General features: G+C 74.6%; 14 protein-coding genes and 1 tRNA gene. 10 read left to right on the top strand and 5 right to left on the bottom strand.

Features of this window, described 5'->3' with window-relative positions; all coding sequences use genetic code 11:
- Positions 1 to 60: 60 nt before the first annotated feature.
- The 3 genes from cysS to OG550_RS16585 all read left to right on the top strand — a co-directional run bounded on the left by cysS (position 61) and on the right by OG550_RS16585 (position 4,530).
- The gene (cysS, locus tag OG550_RS16595) at positions 61 to 1,455 is read left to right on the top strand and encodes a cysteine--tRNA ligase (protein ID WP_327678290.1); all 1,395 of its coding nucleotides are present in this window, start codon (positions 61 to 63) and stop codon (positions 1,453 to 1,455) included.
- A gap of 141 nt (positions 1,456 to 1,596) precedes the next feature.
- Complete coding sequence (gene rlmB / locus OG550_RS16590; protein WP_327678288.1) at positions 1,597 to 2,592, top strand: 23S rRNA (guanosine(2251)-2'-O)-methyltransferase RlmB; 996 nt, start codon at positions 1,597 to 1,599, stop codon at positions 2,590 to 2,592.
- Between the two features lie 189 nt (positions 2,593 to 2,781).
- Complete coding sequence (locus tag OG550_RS16585; RefSeq protein WP_327678287.1) at positions 2,782 to 4,530, top strand: DoxX family membrane protein; 1,749 nt, start codon at positions 2,782 to 2,784, stop codon at positions 4,528 to 4,530.
- 132 nt (positions 4,531 to 4,662) lie between these two features.
- On the opposite strand, the gene OG550_RS16580 is transcribed toward OG550_RS16585, so the two are convergent.
- The 3 genes from OG550_RS16580 to OG550_RS16570 form a co-directional block, all read right to left on the bottom strand.
- Positions 4,663 to 5,445, bottom strand: a complete 783-nt coding sequence (locus OG550_RS16580; protein WP_327678285.1) for a nucleotidyltransferase family protein — start codon at positions 5,443 to 5,445, stop codon at positions 4,663 to 4,665.
- An 87-nt stretch (positions 5,446 to 5,532) separates the two neighbouring features.
- Positions 5,533 to 5,976 carry a hypothetical protein gene (locus OG550_RS16575; protein ID WP_327678283.1) on the bottom strand — a complete coding sequence of 148 codons (444 nt, stop codon included), beginning with the start codon at positions 5,974 to 5,976 and terminating at the stop codon, positions 5,533 to 5,535.
- A gap of 200 nt (positions 5,977 to 6,176) precedes the next feature.
- The gene (locus OG550_RS16570) at positions 6,177 to 7,268 is read right to left on the bottom strand and encodes an ABC transporter ATP-binding protein (protein WP_327678282.1); all 1,092 of its coding nucleotides are present in this window, start codon (positions 7,266 to 7,268) and stop codon (positions 6,177 to 6,179) included.
- 295 nt (positions 7,269 to 7,563) lie between these two features.
- On the opposite strand from OG550_RS16570, the gene OG550_RS16565 reads away from it, so the two are divergent.
- The 4 genes from OG550_RS16565 (at position 7,564) to OG550_RS16550 (ending at position 12,076) form a co-directional block, all read left to right on the top strand.
- Positions 7,564 to 7,637, top strand: a tRNA-Thr gene (locus tag OG550_RS16565).
- Positions 7,638 to 8,109: 472 nt separating this feature from the next.
- Positions 8,110 to 9,096 carry a hypothetical protein gene (locus tag OG550_RS16560; RefSeq protein WP_327678280.1) on the top strand — a complete coding sequence of 329 codons (987 nt, stop codon included), beginning with the start codon at positions 8,110 to 8,112 and terminating at the stop codon, positions 9,094 to 9,096.
- A gap of 56 nt (positions 9,097 to 9,152) precedes the next feature.
- Complete coding sequence (locus tag OG550_RS16555; RefSeq protein WP_327678278.1) at positions 9,153 to 10,652, top strand: amino acid permease; 1,500 nt, start codon at positions 9,153 to 9,155, stop codon at positions 10,650 to 10,652.
- A complete protein-coding gene (locus OG550_RS16550; RefSeq protein ID WP_327678275.1) occupies positions 10,652 to 12,076 on the top strand; it encodes a glutamine synthetase family protein in 1,425 nt (474 codons plus the stop codon). Before OG550_RS16555 ends, OG550_RS16550 begins: the two co-directional genes overlap by 1 nt.
- Positions 12,077 to 12,156: 80 nt before the next feature.
- On the opposite strand, the gene OG550_RS16545 is transcribed toward OG550_RS16550, so the two are convergent.
- A complete protein-coding gene (locus OG550_RS16545) occupies positions 12,157 to 12,990 on the bottom strand; it encodes a hypothetical protein (protein ID WP_327678273.1) in 834 nt (277 codons plus the stop codon).
- Positions 12,991 to 13,193: 203 nt separating this feature from the next.
- Here OG550_RS16545 and OG550_RS16540 point away from each other — a divergent pair, with 203 nt between their 5' ends.
- From OG550_RS16540 to OG550_RS16530, 3 genes are all read left to right on the top strand, one after another.
- The gene (locus tag OG550_RS16540) at positions 13,194 to 14,498 is read left to right on the top strand and encodes an MFS transporter (protein ID WP_327678271.1); all 1,305 of its coding nucleotides are present in this window, start codon (positions 13,194 to 13,196) and stop codon (positions 14,496 to 14,498) included.
- Positions 14,499 to 14,597: 99 nt separating this feature from the next.
- A complete protein-coding gene (locus OG550_RS16535; protein WP_327678269.1) occupies positions 14,598 to 14,831 on the top strand; it encodes a hypothetical protein in 234 nt (77 codons plus the stop codon).
- Between the two features lie 128 nt (positions 14,832 to 14,959).
- Positions 14,960 to 15,514, top strand: coding sequence for a methylated-DNA--[protein]-cysteine S-methyltransferase (locus tag OG550_RS16530; RefSeq protein WP_327678268.1), 555 nt, complete (start codon positions 14,960 to 14,962; stop codon positions 15,512 to 15,514).
- Positions 15,515 to 15,544: 30 nt separating this feature from the next.
- Here the strand turns inward: OG550_RS16530 and OG550_RS16525 are convergent, their stop codons facing one another.
- Positions 15,545 to 16,639, bottom strand: coding sequence for an ATP-grasp domain-containing protein (locus tag OG550_RS16525; RefSeq protein WP_327678266.1), 1,095 nt, complete (start codon positions 16,637 to 16,639; stop codon positions 15,545 to 15,547).
- Between the last annotated feature and the right edge of the window lie 90 nt (positions 16,640 to 16,729).

Genomic DNA, 16,729 nt, shown 5'->3' with positions numbered 1-16,729 from the left:
GCGGTATTGACATTCCCGAATGTCGCGGGGCACCCCCTCCTGCCCACTACGCTTGACGCTGTGAGCATTCGCCTGTACGACACCAGCACCCGCCAGGTACGCGACTTCGTCCCGCTTGTACCGGGTTGTGTCTCGATCTACCTGTGCGGCGCTACCGTCCAGTCGGCGCCACACATCGGGCACATCCGGTCCGGGCTCAACTTCGACATCATGCAGCGGTGGTTCGCCTATCGCGGCTACCAGGTGACGTTCGCCCGCAACGTCACCGACATCGACGACAAGGTGATCGCCAAGGAGCGCGAGCTCGGCACGCCCTGGTGGCAGATCGCCTACGCCAACGAGCGGGCCTTCAACGACGGTTACACGGCGCTGGGCTGCCTGCCGCCGACCGTCGAGCCGCGCGCCACCGGGCACATCCCCGAGATGATCGAGATGATGCAGGGGCTCATCGCCCGCGGGCACGCCTACGTGGCCGAGGGCAACGTCTACTTCGACGTGAAGTCCTTCCCCGGGTACCTCGCGCTCTCCAACCAGAAGCTGGAGAACCTCCTGCAGCCCGAGGGGGAGGGCGAGACCGGCAAGCGGGACAAGCGCGACTTCGCGATGTGGAAGTCGGCCAGGCCCGGCGAGCCCAGCTGGGAGACCCCGTGGGGCCGCGGCCGCCCGGGCTGGCACCTGGAGTGCTCGGCGATGGCCCACAAGTACCTGGGCCGGGCCTTCGACATCCACGGCGGCGGGCTCGACCTGATCTTCCCGCACCACGAGAACGAGATCGCCCAGTCCAAGGCGTTCGGCGACGACTTCGCCAACTTCTGGGTGCACAACGCCTGGGTCACCATGCGCGGCGAGAAGATGAGCAAGTCGCTCGGCAACTCGGTGCTGGTCTCCGAGATGGTCCAGCGCTGGCGGCCGATCGTGCTCCGCTACTACCTGGCCGCGCCGCACTACCGCTCGATGATCGAGTACAGCGACGAGTCGCTGCGCGAGGCCGAGGCCGGCTTCGGCCGGATCGAGGGCTTCATCCAGCGGACCGTCGAGCGCTGCGGCAAGGTCGACGCGGCGCCCGAGGTGCCGCCGGCCTTCGCCGAGGCGATGGACGACGACCTGGGCGTGCCCCAGGCGCTGGCCGTCGTGCACACCGCCGTCCGCCAGGGCAACAGCGCCCTCACCGCGGACGACAAGGAGAACGCGGTGGCGCGATTGGCCGAGGTCCGTGCGATGCTCGGTGTACTGGGACTCGACCCGCTCGACCCGCACTGGGCCGGGGCGGAGCGCGGCGAGGACCTGCACGGCGTCGTCGACTCGCTGGTCCACCTGGTCCTGGAGCAGCGGCAGGCGGCCCGGGCCCGCAAGGACTTCGCCACCGCGGACGCCATCCGCGACCAGCTCGGCCAGGCCGGACTGGCCATCGAGGACACCCCGTCCGGCCCGCGCTGGACGATCAACAGCCAGTAACCCCCGGGTGACCGAGGGGTGAGGTGGGGCCGTACCGGACCGGTGCGGCCCTCCCGCATGACGGAGCGCATGCCGTCGGCCGCCACCGGCTTCCGCCGGGGCCGGCCGGCCATGCCGGACAGACAGACAGGAAGTACAGCCATGGCCGGCAACAGCCAGCGCAGGAACCGCCGCAACCCCGGGTCGAAGAAGGGCGCGAGTGTCGGTACCGGCGGCCACAGCCGGAAGGCGCTCCAGGGCAAGGGCCCGACCCCTCGGGGGGAGGAGCGCAAGGGCCACCCCAAGCAGCGGGCCGCCAACGCCGCGGTCAAGCGCGAGCGGGACGCCAAGGCCCGGGCCGGTATGCGCCGTGCCGGCGGCGGCGGCCGCGGCGGCCGCGGCGGCGCGGGTGCCGCGGAGCTGGTGGTCGGCCGCAACTCGGTGGCCGAGGCCCTGCAGGGCGGCGTGCCGGCCACGGCGCTGTACGTCATGCAGTTCATCGACACCGACGACCGGGTCCGCGAGGCCTTCCAGGCCGCCAACGACCGCGGCATCCCGCTGATGGAGGCCCCGCGCCCGCAGCTGGACCAGATGACCGGCGGCCTGAACCACCAGGGCCTGGTCCTCCAGGTCCCGCCGTACGAGTACGCGCACCCCGACGACCTGCTGGCCGAGGCCGCGGACGCCGGCCAGGACGCGCTGATCGTGGCCCTGGACGGGGTCACCGACTCCCGCAACCTGGGCGCCGTGGTCCGCTCCGCCGCCGCCTTCGGCGCGCACGGCGTGGTCATCCCGGAGCGCCGGGCGGCGGGCATGACCGCCGGTGCCTGGAAGACCTCCTCGGGCGCGGCCGCCCGGCTGCCCGTCGCCCGTGCCACCAACCTGACCCGGGCGCTGGAGGCGTACCAGAAGGCGGGCCTGCTGGTGGTCGGCCTGGCCGCCGACGGCGAGGCCGAGATCGGCGACCTGGAGGCGCTGACCGGCCCCGTGGTGATCGTCGCGGGCAGCGAGGGCAAGGGCCTCTCGCGGCTGGTCTCGGAGACCTGCGACCTGCGGGTGCGGATCCCGATGTCCGGGCTCACCGAGTCGCTGAACGCCGGTGTCGCGGCGAGCGTCGTGCTGTACGAGGCCGCGCGGCTGCGCTCCAAGGTCGGCTGACCGCAGACCCAGCAGGAACGGGGCGCGCGGCGCCGGCGTTCTTCGGAATTCCCCACCCTCCGTCCGCAAGACGGGTGAAAGCGATCGGGCCCGACCGGGCCCGATCGCTTTTCTCATGATCACTTCAAGTGTGCTCCCGATGTCCACTCGGGAGAGTGTCCTAACCGGGCGTCACCCGGTTAGACGGGTGTGGACACCAGAACACCTCGGCGCCCCCTCCTGGGCGGCGGCAGCACCGGGATAGAGGCCGGCCCCGGCTTCACCACCGTCAAGGTGCCGTCCGACCCGGCGCGCCTCAGCAGCACCCAGGCGAGCTTCCGGCTCAACCTCGGCACCCCGGTGGCGCCACTGATCGAGGCCCCGGCCGGACTGCTGTCCACCGGCGCCGCGTTCGGCGACCCCTACGCGACCCAGGGGCTGATCCGCCGTCCGCTGGTCACCCCGCAGGTCGTCGTGCCCGCCTCCGCCGTGCCGGCGCTCACCGGCGCCGGGGGGCCGCGCCGCAAGGGCCGGGTCACCCCGGTCACCTGGACCGGCGAGGCCCGGCCGGACGACGTCGCGGCCACCCGGCTGCTGGAGGCCGTCCGGCTGGGCGGGGTCCCGGCACCGGCCGGGGTCGGCGGCCGCGGCGGCTCCCCGGCCGACGAGGAGACCCGGCTGATCCCGCCGTACGGCGGCTCCCGGACCGTCCCGCGCCAGCCGCGCGAAGGGACCGGCACCGCCACCGAGGCCGGCGTCGGCCCGGTCGGCGCGCCGCAGGGCTGGACGCCCAGCGGCGAGCTGCCCGAGGTCTCCGCCGCCGGTGCGGAGGGCAGGCAGCCCTGGTACCCCGGCCGCCGGGTCGACCTCGGCCTGGTGCTGCTGCCGCTGCGCGCGGTGCTCGGCGCGCTCTCCGTCTACGCCGGGTTCAGCAAGCTCTGCGACCCGGTGTACTTCGACGGCGGCGAACGCGGCTCGATGATGCGCTGGCTCGCCTCGCTGCACCCCTGGAAGGTCGCCGAGCCGCTGCTGGCCTTCGCCATGGCGCACCCGGTCGGCTCCGGTCTGGTGGTGTCGTTCACCGAGATCGTGGTCGGCGTGCTGACCGTGCTCGGCCTCTGGCAGCGGCTCGCGGCCGGTGCGGCGATGCTGCTCTCCGCCGCGCTGCTGTTCACGGTCAGCTGGCGGGCCGTACCGGTCTACGACACCCCGGACCTGATCTTCCTGGCGGCGTGGAGCCCGCTGCTGATCGCCGGGGCCCCGTTCGGGTCGCTGGACGGGCGGCTCGGCCTGGAGGCCTGGCGGCGGTACGGGGCCGACGCCCCGGCCGCGCTGCGGCGCCGGGTGCTGCGGCGCGGTGCGGTGGTCACCGCGGTGGTCGTCGGCCTGACCCTGCTGATCGGCTCGATGCTGGGCGCGGCGGTCCGTACCGGTGCCCGTCCGGCGCCCGCGCCGACCCGGCCCGCCACCGACTACGGCACCCCGGTCTGGCCGAGCGGCGGTCCCTCCGTCGCGCCCGGCGGGAAGGGTCCGTCCACCTCGCCCTCGCCCGCCGCGTCGCGGCCGGCGTCGCCGTCCGCGCAGTCCCCGTCCGCCGCACCCTCCAGCGCCCCGGCCTCGCCGAAGGCCTCGGCGTCCACGCCCGGCGGCAAGGCGAAGTCGGCCAAGCCGGAGGGCGGGGCGGCCAGTCCGGCGGCTCCGGCCGCCTCGGCGCCGCCCGCGGCCCCGGCCCCGGCCGGTTCGACGCCCGCGCAGCGCAGCTCGCCGGCGTCGGGCAGCGGCTCGGGGGCGGCGCCGAAGCCGAGCCCGAGCAGCGGTGCCGGCACGGCCGGTGCCCCGACCGGCACCGGCGGCGGCTCGGGCTCGGGCCTGCTGGGCGGGGTGCTCGGCAGCGGGCCGCTGTCCGAGCTGTCCGGCGGCGCGCGGAACGCCCGTCCGGGGGCGCCGACGGCCACCTGACGGTCCGGCCGCCACGACGACCGGCCGGGTGCTCCGTGGGGGAGCACCCGGCCGGTCGTCGTGTGGTGCCGCCCTGCGCGGGCGGCGGGCGGGGCACCGGCGGCGCCCTCGGCGGGGCGTGGGGAAGGGCGGCTACTGCGGGGCGCGGCCGGCGCCCGAGGCGAGCTCCTTGGCGGCCTCGGTGAGGTCCTTGGCGGTGTCGATGGCCCGCCAGTAGACGCCCTGCGGCAGCTGGTAGCCGGCCAGCCGCTTGCTGCGGGCCAGCTGCGGGAAGGTGGTCCGCTCGTGGTCGCCGACGTCCGGCAGCAGCTCGGCGAACCCGGGGCTGAACACGTACAGCCCGGCGTTGATGAGGAACGGCGAGGGCGGGGCCTCGATGAAGTCCAGCACGTTGCCGAACTGGTCGGTCTCGACCGCGCCCCACGGGATCCTCGGGCGGGCCAGCGCGAGCGTGGCCACGGCGTCGCGCTCGTGGTGGAAGGCGGCCATGTCGCGCAGGCTGAACCTGGTCCAGATGTCGCCGTTGGTGGCGTACCAGGGCTCGTCGGGGCGGGGCAGCGCCTTGGCGGCGTGCTTGAGCCCGCCGCCGCGGCCGAGCGGCTCAGCCTCGACCACCGTGCGGACCTTCAGCGGCAGGTCGGCCTTGTCGAGCCACTCCTCCAGCACGTCGGCCAGGTGGCCGCAGGAGACGACCGCGTCGGTGACCCCCTCGGCGGCGAGCCAGGCCAGCTGGTGGCCGAGGATCGGGGTGCCCGTGCCGGGGATCTCCACCAGCGGCTTGGGGCGGTCGTCCGTGTAGGGGCGCAGCCGCGAACCCTGGCCCCCGGCCAGGATGACGGCCTGGGTCACGGGCACCGGTCCGGGCGGGGGCTGGTGGGCTGCTTGGGCGGCGGCGGGGCCGGAGTCAGCGGTCATGGCTGAACAATAGGCGCGGGGCCGGGTCCGCGGGGCCGTATCGGGCCCCCGTCCCGGTGCCGCCCACCCCGGCCCGGGCCCCCGTCGTCAGGCGGAGGCGCCGGTGGCGAAGGAGCCGTCGCAGACCGGGCGGGCGAAGGTGCGGGCCCGCTGGACGTCGCCCTGGTACTTGCGCACCGCGGCCTTGCCCAGCTCGGTGGCGAGCGAGGTGCAGTACGGCGTCAGCGCGGGCTGCTCGCGCATGGCGCGCTCCAGCAGGTCCAGGGCGCTGCCCGGGTTGTGGGCGCGCAGCTCGTCCAGGAGCGCGACGCGCAGGGCGTCCTGCGGGGCGAGCCCGTCGGGGGCCCTGCCGGTGGTCGCCGTCCGGCCGATCCCGGCGCCGTCCCCGCTGGACGCCGCCACGACCTGCTGGTCCAGCGCGGTCGGCGGGGCCCAGGGGACCCGGGTCACGGCGAGGGTGCCGGTGGTCACCAGGACGACGGGCAGGGCGAGGGCGACGGTCTGGCCGATTCGGCGAACTAGCTGCTTCACGCTCAGGAGAGTAGCGGTGGGTGGGCGCCGCATCGCCCTCCGTTACACCATCGGGTGACAGGGTGTCCGGGTTCGTCCCTGCACCGTGTTGACGTCGGCACCCGTTGGGGTGGACGGACGCGGCCGAGCCCCGCCGGACCGGTGACGGTCCGACGGGGCTCGGCGGGGTGCTGCGGGCTGCGGCCGGGGCCGGTCGCGTCTCAGCTGGAGAGGCGGGCGCCGCTGCTGCTGGAGAACACGTGGGTCTCGTTGGCGATCGGCACCACGTGGACGGTCTCGCCGCGGGCCGGGATCTGCCGGCCGTGCACGCGGACCACCAGGTCCTTGTCCACGCCGCCGATCTTGGTGGTGCCGTACACGAAGCCGTCCGAGCCGAGCTCCTCGACCACGTTGACGGTGACCGCGACGCCCTCGATGCCGCCCGAGGGGACGATCTCGAAGTGCTCCGGGCGGACGCCGACGGTGACGGTCTTGTCGGTGCCGGCGCCGGACAGGTCCTCGCGGGAGATGTTGACGACCGAGCCGCCGAACTTCACGCCGCCGTCGACCAGCGGCACCTCGACCAGGTTCATCGCCGGCGAGCCGATGAAGCCGGCGACGAAGAGGTTGGCGGGCCGGTCGTACATGTTGCGCGGGGTGTCGACCTGCTGCAGCACGCCGCCCTTGAGCACCGCGACCCGGTCGCCCATGGTGAGCGCCTCGGTCTGGTCGTGGGTGACGTACACCGTGGTGATGCCCAGGCGGCGCTGCAGGCCGGCGATCTGGGTGCGGGTCGAGACGCGGAGCTTGGCGTCCAGGTTGGACAGCGGCTCGTCCATCAGGAAGACCTGGGGCTCGCGGACGATCGCGCGGCCCATCGCGACGCGCTGGCGCTGGCCGCCGGAGAGCGCCTTCGGCTTGCGGTCCAGGTACTCGGTGAGGTCGAGGATCTTCGCGGCCTCTTCGACCTTGGTGCGGATCTCGGTCTTGTTGACGCCGGCGATCTTGAGCGCGAAGCCCATGTTCTCCGCGACGGTCATGTGCGGGTACAGCGCGTAGTTCTGGAACACCATCGCGATGTCCCGGTCCTTCGGCGGCAGGTGGGTCACGTCGCGGTCGCCGATGCGGATGGCGCCGCTGTTGACGTCCTCCAGGCCGGCCAGCATGCGGAGGCTGGTCGACTTGCCGCAGCCGGAGGGGCCGACGAGGACGAGGAACTCGCCGTCCGCGATCTCCAGGTCCAGCGCGTCCACCGAGGGCTTGTCGGCCCCGGGGTAGACGCGGGTCGCCTGGTCGTACGTCACAGAAGCCATGGCTGTGCTCTCCTTCACCGGCAGGAACGTGCCGGACGATCCGAGTAAAGGTTTCGGGGGTCCGCCGGTCCGCCCGGAGGTGGTCTGAACCACTGTGGGAACCGGCTTCCGGCGACGCTACCTGCGCTTCCGCCGCTTGTCAGCCCCCGGCCGGCCGGATTTCGGCATCGGTTCCATCACGCAGGCCCCGCCGGGCCCCGCCGCCGCCCAACCCCCGGATATCCCCGCACCGGCCCGTTCGCGCCCGGTAGACTGCCCCCGGTGCCGCCGTGACCACGTCGCGGACGGTCACCATGCCTCCTTAGCTCAGCTGGCCAGAGCACCGCTCTTGTAAAGCGTAGGTCGTCGGTTCGAATCCGACAGGGGGCTCCGTCGACGGCCCCGGGCGATCCGCCCGGGGCCGTTCGCATGTGCGGGGCCGTTCGCATCCGCGGGGGCGGGTCGCCCCCGCCCCGTTCGTGGGCCGAATTTTTTTTCCGCCCTCCCCGCGCCCGTCCGGCCGTGCCGAACGGGCGCCCGGACGGCCCCGGCAGGAATCCGGACGATTCCCCGAGAAGCACAGTTCAAGGGGCCGGCGGTGCGCGCGGGGCGGTCCGCCGGGCGCGGTGCGCGCGGTGAGGGATTGGATCAATGGGGATCGTGTGAGACCGGTTCGCCGCTACCGTTGTCACGGTCTGGTCACCTAACGTGCGTATTCCATGACTATCCTGACGTCGCGTCAGGCCCGCGCTGAGAACGACGTGCGCGGCGCCGACCCGTTCCCCGGCAGCGGTTCCCCCGTGGCTGACCGGGGCGGTGAGGCTGCCCGCGTACCGAACGAGCCCTGAGGAAGGAACGGCAGATGGACGCGATGCCCGGCCGGGAGCCGGCGCGGCTCGTGTATCACCCCGCCGGCCACGATGCCGAGTTGAGGGCGGCGGTCGACGACCTCTGCGTCGGACGGTGGCTGTCCACCCGGTCCCTGCTGGACTCCACCGGGCGCGACTGGAGCCGGAGATCGGCGAGGACCCAGGTGCTCGGCGTGGTGGCGCCCCGTTCCGACGCCCTGGAGCACTGGGCCGACGAGGATCCCGGGAGTCCCGACCTCGCGGTCCTGCGGCTCCGGGTGGAGGTCGAGCGGGCGGTGGCCGCCCACGCCGTCGGCCGCCGGGACGCCGTGGAACTGGAGCAGAAGGCGCGGCAGTCGAGCTGGCGCGCGGTGGAGGAGCAGCCCGCAGACCCGGTTCCCTGGCTCTGCCTGCTCACCCTGGCCGCCCTGGACCCCGATCAGCGCCGGGCCGAACACCGGGACCCGGGGCCGGACATGATGCTTCCGCCGGGCCCCTGGGGCCTGTTCTTCGAGGCCAACCGGCGTGATCCGTTCAGCCGCGAGGCGCACGTCCGGATGCTGCGGTACTGGCTCACCGTGCGCCGCTGGTCGGCGACCGACTTCGTCAACTTCGTCATGCCGAACGCGCCGTACGGCTCACCGCTGTTCGTCCTGCCGCTGTACCTGTCCGTCGAGCAGTACCGCAGCGACCGGCGGCGGGACGTCGCGCGCCGCCAGTGGCTGCGGGAACCCCACCGCGACCGCGCCATGGCCGCGTTCGAGAGCTGGACCGCCACGGACCAGCCCGACCAGTGGCCGGTCGTCGACCTGAGCCACCTCGCCCACGCGCTGTGGGCCGGTATCCGGATGAGGGAGGCCGTCGAGGTCTTCGGCGCACTGGGGTCGTTCGCGTCCCAGGCGCCGTGGATCCACGTCGCCGACTCCCCGGAACTCGCGGAGGGCCTCCTGCTCACCGCCAGGCACCAGGCCTACGTGGGCAGTTCGAGCGCCCAGAACTGAACCCGCTCGTGCTGCCGCTTCCCCGTCCCCAAGAATCCGTCCCCGGAGGTCCGGCGATGCCCCCCGCCCACGCAACTCCCAACAGCGACGACACCCAGCTGCGTCGCCTCGGATACGAACCCAAACTCAACCGCAGGATGGGTGAGTTCGGGAACTTCGCGATCAGCTTCTCGGTGATCTCGATCCTCAGCGGCTGCATGACCCTGTTCGGCTTCGGCCTGAACACCGGCGGCCCGGCCGTGATGCTGTGGGGCTGGGCCGGGGTCGGGCTGATGGTGATCCTGGTGGGCATGGCGCTCGCCGAGGTCACCAGCGCCTACCCGACCAGCGGCGCGCTCTACTTCATGGCCCACCGCCTCGGCGGGCCGCGCTGGGGCTGGGCCACCGGCTGGCTCAACCTGCTCGGCCTGGTCGGCGGCATAGCCGGGATCGACTACGGCGCCGCGTCGTTCGTCGGCGCGCTGGCCAATCTCCAGTGGGGGTTCGAGCCGACCCCGGGCAAGCTGTTCCTGATCTTCATGGTGATCCTGGTGGTCCACGCCGGGCTGAACCTGCGCGGCGTGCGGCTGGTGTCGGTGCTCAACAGCGTCTCGGTCTGGTGGCACCTGGGCGGCGTCGTGGTGATCGTCGGCGCGCTGATGATCGTGCCGTCCCAGCACCAGGACACCTCCTGGGTGTTCACGCACTTCGTGAACAACACCGGCTGGACCAACCCGGTCTACGTCTCCTGCCTGGGCCTGCTGCTCGCGCAGTACACGTTCTCCGGCTACGACGCCTCCGCGCACATGTCGGAGGAGACCACCCGGGCGTCGGTCTCGGCCGCGCGCGGCATCGTCCGGGCGATCTGGGTGAGCTGGATCGCCGGGTTCGTCCTGCTGGCCGGCATGCTGTACGCGATCCAGGACTACGCCGGCACCATCGGCTCGGCCACCGGGGTGCCGCCGGCGCAGATCTTCCTCGACGCCCTGGGCCCGAACGGCGCCAAGGCCCTGCTCGCCGTGGTGATCGTCGCGCAGCTCTTCTGCGGCAACGCCGAGACCGCGGCGGCCAGCCGGATGGTCTTCGCCTTCTCGCGGGACGGCGCGCTGCCCGGCTCGGCCCTCTGGAGCCGGGTCTCGCCGCGCACCGGCACCCCGGTGGCGGGCGTCTGGCTGGCGGTGGGCGCGGCGCTGGTGCTGGCCCTGCCCTCGCTGTACAGCCCGGTGGCGTACGGGGCGGTGACGGCGATCAACGTCCTGGGGATGACCCCGGCCTACGCGATCCCGGTCTACCTGCGGCTGCGCAAGGGGAAGGCGTTCCAGGCCGGGCCGTGGACGCTGGGCCGCTGGAGCAGGCCGATCGGGATCGTGGCGGTCTGCTGGGTGGCCGTGGTCACCGTGCTGTTCTGCCTCCCGCAGGCGTACCCGGTCACCTCGGACACGTTCAACTACGCCCCCGTCGCGCTGCTGGTGGCGCTGGTGGGCGCGGGCCTGTGGTGGCTGAAGGCCGGCCGGTCCTACAACCCGCCGGTGCAGCAGAGCGCCGAGCTGACCGAGCTGACCGGGAGCGTGATCTGATGCCTGCCGGACCGGCCGGCCGGCGGGGGCGGCCCGCCGTCCCCGCCGCGGCGGCCGCGGGCGGGACCCAGGCCACCGGGCCGCTGCGGGCGCTGGTGCGCGGCGGCGGCGTCGACACCGTGCTGCTGGCGGCGGTGGACTGGCAGGGCCGGCTCAAGGGCAAGGAGTTCGAGGCCGGCGTGCTGCTGGAGCGGCTGGCCTCCGGGCGCCTCACCCCGGAGATGTGCGGGTACGTGTTCGACACGGACCTCGGCATGTCCGCGGAGGGCACCGGGACGCTCGGCTCCTGGGGCACCGGCTTCGCCGACGTGGCCCTGGCGGCGGACCTCTCGGACGCGCGGCTGCTGCCGTGGCTGCCCGGAACGGCGCTGGTGACCTGCCGTCCGGTGGCCGGGGGCGGGCAGCCGCTGCCGGTGGCGCCGGACACCCTGCTGGAGGACCAGCTGACCCTGCTGGCCGGGCACGGACTGAGCGTGCAGGTCGGCGTCGAGACCGAGTTCGTCCTCTACGAGGGGAGCGTCCGGGACGCCGCCGGGCGGGACTTCCGCGGGTTGCGCGCGGCGACCTGGGACAACCGCGACTACGCCCTCGACCAGCCCCGGGCGGTCGCCGAGTTCACCCGGAGCCTGCGCCGGGCCCTGGCCGGCGCCGCACTGCCGGTGGAGGCGGTGAAGCTGGAGGGCGCCCCCGGGCAGGTCGAGGTGACCTTCCCGTACGGCGAACCGCGGCTCGCCTGCCTGCAGCACGTGCTGTTCAAGCACGCCGTCCGGGCGGTCGCCGACGGGCTCGGGCTGGCGCCGACGTTCATGGCGTCCCCGGCCACCGGGGTCGGCAGCGGGATGCACCTGCACGTCTCCCTGTACGGGGCGGACGGGCCGGTGCTGCCGGGGCCCGGGCAAGGCGGCGCCGGGCTGTCGGAGCTGGGCGGGCAGGCCGTCGCCGGGCTGCTGGAGGTGCTGCCGGTCACGGTCCCGCTCCACGCGCCCTACGTGAACTCCTACCACCGCTTCCGCGACCACTCCTTCGCCCCGACCCGCTTCAACTGGGGGCGGGACAACCGTGCCTGCGCGGTGCGGGTGGTCGGCCACGGCGGCGGACTCCACCTGGAGGTCCGGCTGCCGGGCGCCGACGCCAACCCGTACGCCGCGCTCGCGGCCGTGCTCGCCGGGATCCGGCACGGTGTCGAGAACGGTCTCAAGGTGCCGCGGGCCAGCGACGGCGACGCCTACCTGGACACCGGGACGGCCCGCGTTCCCGCCCACCTCGCCGAGGCGGTCGGGGCGTTCGAGCGCAGTGAGCTGGCGGCCGGGCTGCTCGGCGACCGGCAGGTCGCGCACCTGGCGGGCATCGCCCGGCTGGAGCTCGACCACCACAACGGTGTCGTCACCGACGCCGAGCTGCGCCGGGGGTTCGCCCAGGCGTGACCCCGGGGACGGCCGGTCGCCGCACGCGAGTGCCGCGGCCGGCCGTTCGCCGTTCCCGGCCGCCTCCGGCGCCGGAGGCCTCAGACGGACGCCGTCCCGGGGGCGGTCCCGGACGCCGCCCCGGGGGCCGGGCGGAGCCGGCGGAGGGTCCAGCCGCCGGGCGCCAGTGCAGCGGTGCGGGCGGTGAGGAGTTCGGCGGCGCGGCGGTAGGAGAGGCGGGCGCGGCCGGTGTGGGGGCAGCGGTCGGCGGCGGGGGTGCCGGCGGGTGCGCGCCGGTCGGTGAGGAAGAGCGGACCGGTGGTGCGGCCGGCGAGCAGGAGCGGGAGCAGGCGGGCGGTGCCGGTCCGCCAGCGCAGCGGCGGGGCCGGGGGCCGGGTGCGGCGGCCGGGGAGGTCGAGGGCGTCGGCGTCGAGGGCGAGGACGGTCTCGACGGGGGCGCCGCTCTCGTGCAGCAGGCGCCAGAGGGTCTGCTCGCGGAGCGGAGCGCGGAGGTCGAAGAGGGCCTGGAGCTGCTCGGGGGTGAGGGGGTCCGGGGCGGTGGCGGGGACGGCGTGCGGGCGCAGGCCGGTGGTGGGGTCGGTGCGGATCCAGCCCTGGGCGCGCCACCAGGCGACGGCGGCCCGCAGGGTGGACAGCTCGCGGTTGAGGGTGCGCGGGTCGGTGCCGTCGGCGCGCCGGGTGGCGCCGGCCAGGAGGCGGGCGGCGGCGTCGGGGTGGTCGAGCAGGGCGAGCGGCAGGACGGGCGGGCGGGCCCGGCGCCGTTCGGGGCCGGTGGGGGCGGTGCGGTCGGCGAGTGCCCAGGCCCAGGTGTGCAGGGCGATCCGGTAGACGCGGAGCGAGGCTGCGCCGAGTCCGGAGGCCGCCAGGTAGCGCTCGACGGCGACCGCGTACTCGACCGGGGGCGGGAGCGGCATCGGCTCTTCCTTCCGCAGTAAACGGCGATGCTCCAAGGCTCTGCGATGCTACCCGTCGGCGCAGTGAACAGCTGACCAGGCATGGTTGTTGGAGATATTTACTGCGGCAGTCGGGCGACTCCCCGATATTGAGTGACAAAGGCTCAGGTATTTCCTCGGAAACCCTTGTCCGAGGCCTTCGTGTACGGGCAGACTTGGCGCCCGTGGCAGTGGAGACGAAGCAGGGACCGGCCCGCCGCCGACGGCTGAACAGCCGTCTGGCCGTGCTGGGGGAGCGCGATTTCGGATGGTTCTTCGTCGGCTACGCGACCTCGCTCGTCGGCTCCTCGATGGCGCCGGTGGCAGTGGCGTTCGCGGTGCTCGACGGCGGGGGAGGCGGGACGGAGCTGGGCTGGGTGATGGCCGCCCGGATCCTGCCGATCGTGCTGGTGATGCTGGCCGGCGGGGTGGTCGCCGACCGGCTGGGCAGCCGTCGGGTGATGCTGGTGTCGGACGTGCTGCGCTGCGCGGTGCAGGGAGGGTTCGCGGTGGCGCTGGCGACCGGGCACGCACCGGTCTGGGCGATGGCCGCGCTGGTCGCCGCCTGGGGGCTCGGCGAAGGGGTGTTCATGCCCGCGCTGGGCGCCCTGGTACCCGCCCTGGTACGCCGGAAGGACCGGCTGCCGGACGCCAACGCCCTGCTGGGACTGGCCCGGTCGGTGTCGACGGTGGCGGGCCCGGCGCTCGCCGGGGTGATCACGGCGGGGTACGGGCCCGGGGCGGTGCTGCTGATCGACGCGGTGACGTACGGGGTCGGCGCGCTGGCGCTGGCGCGGATCCGGGTCGACCGGCCCGCCGGGACGGGCGGCGACGGCGACGGCTCGGTGCTCGCCGACCTCCGGGAGGGCTGGACGGAGTTCCGCTCCCGGCGGTGGCTCTGGACCACCACCGTGCAGATGGCGCTCTTCAACCTGCTGGTCTGGGCCCCGTTCCTGGTGCTGGGCCCGTTGACCGCGCAGCGCGAGCTGGGCGGTGCGCGGGCCTGGGGCCTGGTGCTGGGCGTGTACGGGGTCGGCGCGGTGCTCGGCGGCGTGCTGATGCTCGGGCGCCGGCCCGGCCGGCCGCTCGCGGTGGCCACGGTGGCGACCTTCGGCTGGGCGCTGCCCTCGGCCGCGCTGGCGGCCGGTGCGCCGCTGGGCTGGACGGTCGCGGCGGCGCTGGTGGCCGGGGCGGGTTCGGCGGTCTGCGGCGCGCTGTTCGAGTCGACGATGCAGAGCTGGGTGCCGGCCGGGGTGCTGGCGCGGGTGACGGCGTTCGGCGGGCTGGGCGCGTTCGTGCTCGGGCCGCTCGGCCTGGCGGCGGCCGGTCCGGTCGCGGACCGGGTGGGGGTGTCCGCCGTGCTGCTGTTCGGCGCGGGGTGGCAGCTGCTGGCCGGGGTCGCGGTGCTCTCGGTGCGGGAGGTGCGCTGCCGGCGCTGGGAGGTGCCCGCGGAGCCGGGTCCGGGGGTGGGGGCCGGGGCGGCCCGCTGAGGTCGGCCGGGGTCCGGGGCCGGGGTGCGGCCGGGGCGCGCCCCGCCCCGCCCGGTCGTACGGTGGAGGGAGTGCGGGGGCGAACGGAGGAGGTAGGCCATGCCCGGTTCTCTCACCATCGGCCACCACGAGGCGGCCGTCGTCCTGGAACACGCGGACGCCAAGCGGCTCGCCACGGTCCTGGAGGAGCTCGCGTACCTGCTGGAGATCCCGGGACCGAACCGGATCAACGACGCGCAGGTGGGCGTCCTGTGCGAGGGGCGGGCCCCCGACCGGGCGGAACTCTCGCACTGGTCGCGGGCGCTCGCCGCGGAGCTGAAGGGGCGGCTGTAGCGGAGGACGCGCCGGACCGCGGACCCGGCCCGCCGTACGATGGCGCGCGGGGCGGGCGGTCCGCGCGCGTCCTCCGGGCGACGGGGTGGCCGGCGGCCGGACCGGCTGGACGGGGCGGGGGTTCGGACGTGGTGGAACGGTACGGGTCGGGGCCGCTGTCGTGGCTGACGGTGGAGACGCCGCTGCCGAGCGGCCCGCTGCACGTGGCGGTGACGCCGCAGGGGGTGGCGGCGGTCGGGTACCTCGGCCGCTCCGGTGAGATCCCGCGCTGCGCCGACGAGTCGAAGATCGCCGCGGTCAGCGGCCGGGTCGGCGAGTACCTGGCGGGCCGGCGCCGCGAGCTGGGCCTGCCGATCGACTGGAGCCTGAGCACCGGACCGCACCGCGCGGTGCTGCAGACGCTGTTCACCGAGGTGCCGTACGGGCGGACCATCACGTACGGCGAGCTGGCGGCCCGCAGCGGGGTCTTCGGCGACGTGGAGGAACCCGGGCTGGCGGCCCGGACGGTCGGGCAGATGATGGCCGCCAACCCGGTCGCGCTGCTGGTGCCCTGCCACCGGGTGGTGGCGGCGGACGGGATCGGCGGCTTCGGCGGCGGCCGGGTCGGGATCGACGTGAAGCGCTGGCTGCTCACCCTGGAGGGGGTGCTGGAGCCGACGCTGGACTGGAACGGGCCGCTCTGAGCCGAGCGGCCCGGTCCGGGGCGGCGGCGGTCAGTGCACCAGCTGGGCCTCCGGGTGCCCGGCCAGGGCCGGCGGCGCGGGGAACGGCGACTGCCGCGGCAGCACCGGCTGGACGCCGGAGACCAGGGTGTACTCGACGCTCGCCGGATCCACGGTCCACTCGGTGTCCGGACGTTCGCCGAGCGCCAGCTGCACCGCGTTCCAGGGCAGGTTGAGGCCGCACAGGCCCAGCTGGTGCAGGCCGCCGGAGGGGCGGGTGTTGACGTCGATCACCACCGGCTCGCCGTGCAGGTGGCGGAACTGCACGTTGGAGAGGAACGCCATCCCGGTCGCCTCGACCACCCGGCGGGCGGGTTCGAGGTAGCGGGGCGCGGTGGTGAAGGTCCGGCGGCGGCGGTCCTTGCTGCGGCCCACCGCGGCCAGCAGGGTGCCGTCCAGGTCGGCCAGGCAGTCCACCGATATCTCGGGGCCCTCCAGGTACGGCATGACCAGCAGGTCGGCCGGCTCGCCGGCGTCCCCGCGGGCGGCGTCGGCCAGCGCGGCGGCCACCTGGTCGACCTGGACCCGGCTGTCCCAGCCGGCCAGCCGGTGCAGGCCGAACGGCTCCCGGGTGAGCAGCCGGAAGCCCTCGCCGCCGGCACCGGAGGCGGGTTTGAGGCAGGCGGTGAGGCCGGCCGACTCGATCAGGTCGACGGCGGTGACCAGCTCCTCGGCGGTGCGGACCAGCCACCAGGGCGGGGTGGGGAGGCCGGCCCCGGCGATCGCCGCGTAGCCGTCGGCCTTGCTCTCGAAGGCCGCGATCGCGGTGGCGGGAGGGCAGGCGAGGGCGGTGCCGACCGCCTCGAACTCCTGGCGGTGCAGGGATATCGCCAGCTGGTGCAGGCGGGGGAGGAAGACGTCGACGGAGTGGCGGGCGCAGTAGTCGAGGGCGAAGTCGACGTAGGCGTCCGGGGTGAGGCCGCCCGGTTCCAGGCCGGCGTGGTCGGCGGCGGCGAGGACCGGCGAGTCGGGGTCGAGGTGGGTGGCGTGGATCCGGACCGGACGCGGGGCGGCGCGCAACTGTTCGATGAAGAACACGTTCTCGGCGTACGTGCGGTTGAGCCAGACAGTGACGGGGGCGCTCATCAGGCCTCCCAGGGCAGGGGTGAACGAGGGGAGGGCATCCGGTGCGGCCGCGCTCGTCAACTGGCCCCGTGGCCCTTTGAAGTGGCACCT

It is taken from the genome of Kitasatospora sp. NBC_00458 (genome assembly GCF_036013975.1).
Taxonomy (GTDB): Bacteria; Actinomycetota; Actinomycetes; order Streptomycetales; family Streptomycetaceae; genus Kitasatospora.
The sequence above is the reverse complement of the archived record's forward strand: the minus strand, read 5'-3'. Positions and strand labels throughout refer to the sequence as shown.

What these genes read in the sequence shown, in the direction of transcription:
- OG550_RS16560 (WP_327678280.1), top strand. Translation starts at nt 8,110, where the DNA reads ATGGACGCGATGCCCGGCCGGGAGCCGGCGCGGCTCGTGTATCACCCC.
- OG550_RS16570 (WP_327678282.1), bottom strand. Translation starts at nt 7,268, where the DNA reads ATGGCTTCTGTGACGTACGACCAGGCGACCCGCGTCTACCCCGGGGCC.
- OG550_RS16550 (WP_327678275.1), top strand. Translation starts at nt 10,652, where the DNA reads ATGCCTGCCGGACCGGCCGGCCGGCGGGGGCGGCCCGCCGTCCCCGCC.
- OG550_RS16555 (WP_327678278.1), top strand. Translation starts at nt 9,153, where the DNA reads ATGCCCCCCGCCCACGCAACTCCCAACAGCGACGACACCCAGCTGCGT.
- OG550_RS16580 (WP_327678285.1), bottom strand. Translation starts at nt 5,445, where the DNA reads ATGACCGCTGACTCCGGCCCCGCCGCCGCCCAAGCAGCCCACCAGCCC.
- OG550_RS16545 (WP_327678273.1), bottom strand. Translation starts at nt 12,990, where the DNA reads ATGCCGCTCCCGCCCCCGGTCGAGTACGCGGTCGCCGTCGAGCGCTAC.
- rlmB (WP_327678288.1), top strand. Translation starts at nt 1,597, where the DNA reads ATGGCCGGCAACAGCCAGCGCAGGAACCGCCGCAACCCCGGGTCGAAG.
- OG550_RS16525 (WP_327678266.1), bottom strand. Translation starts at nt 16,639, where the DNA reads ATGAGCGCCCCCGTCACTGTCTGGCTCAACCGCACGTACGCCGAGAAC.
- OG550_RS16535 (WP_327678269.1), top strand. Translation starts at nt 14,598, where the DNA reads ATGCCCGGTTCTCTCACCATCGGCCACCACGAGGCGGCCGTCGTCCTG.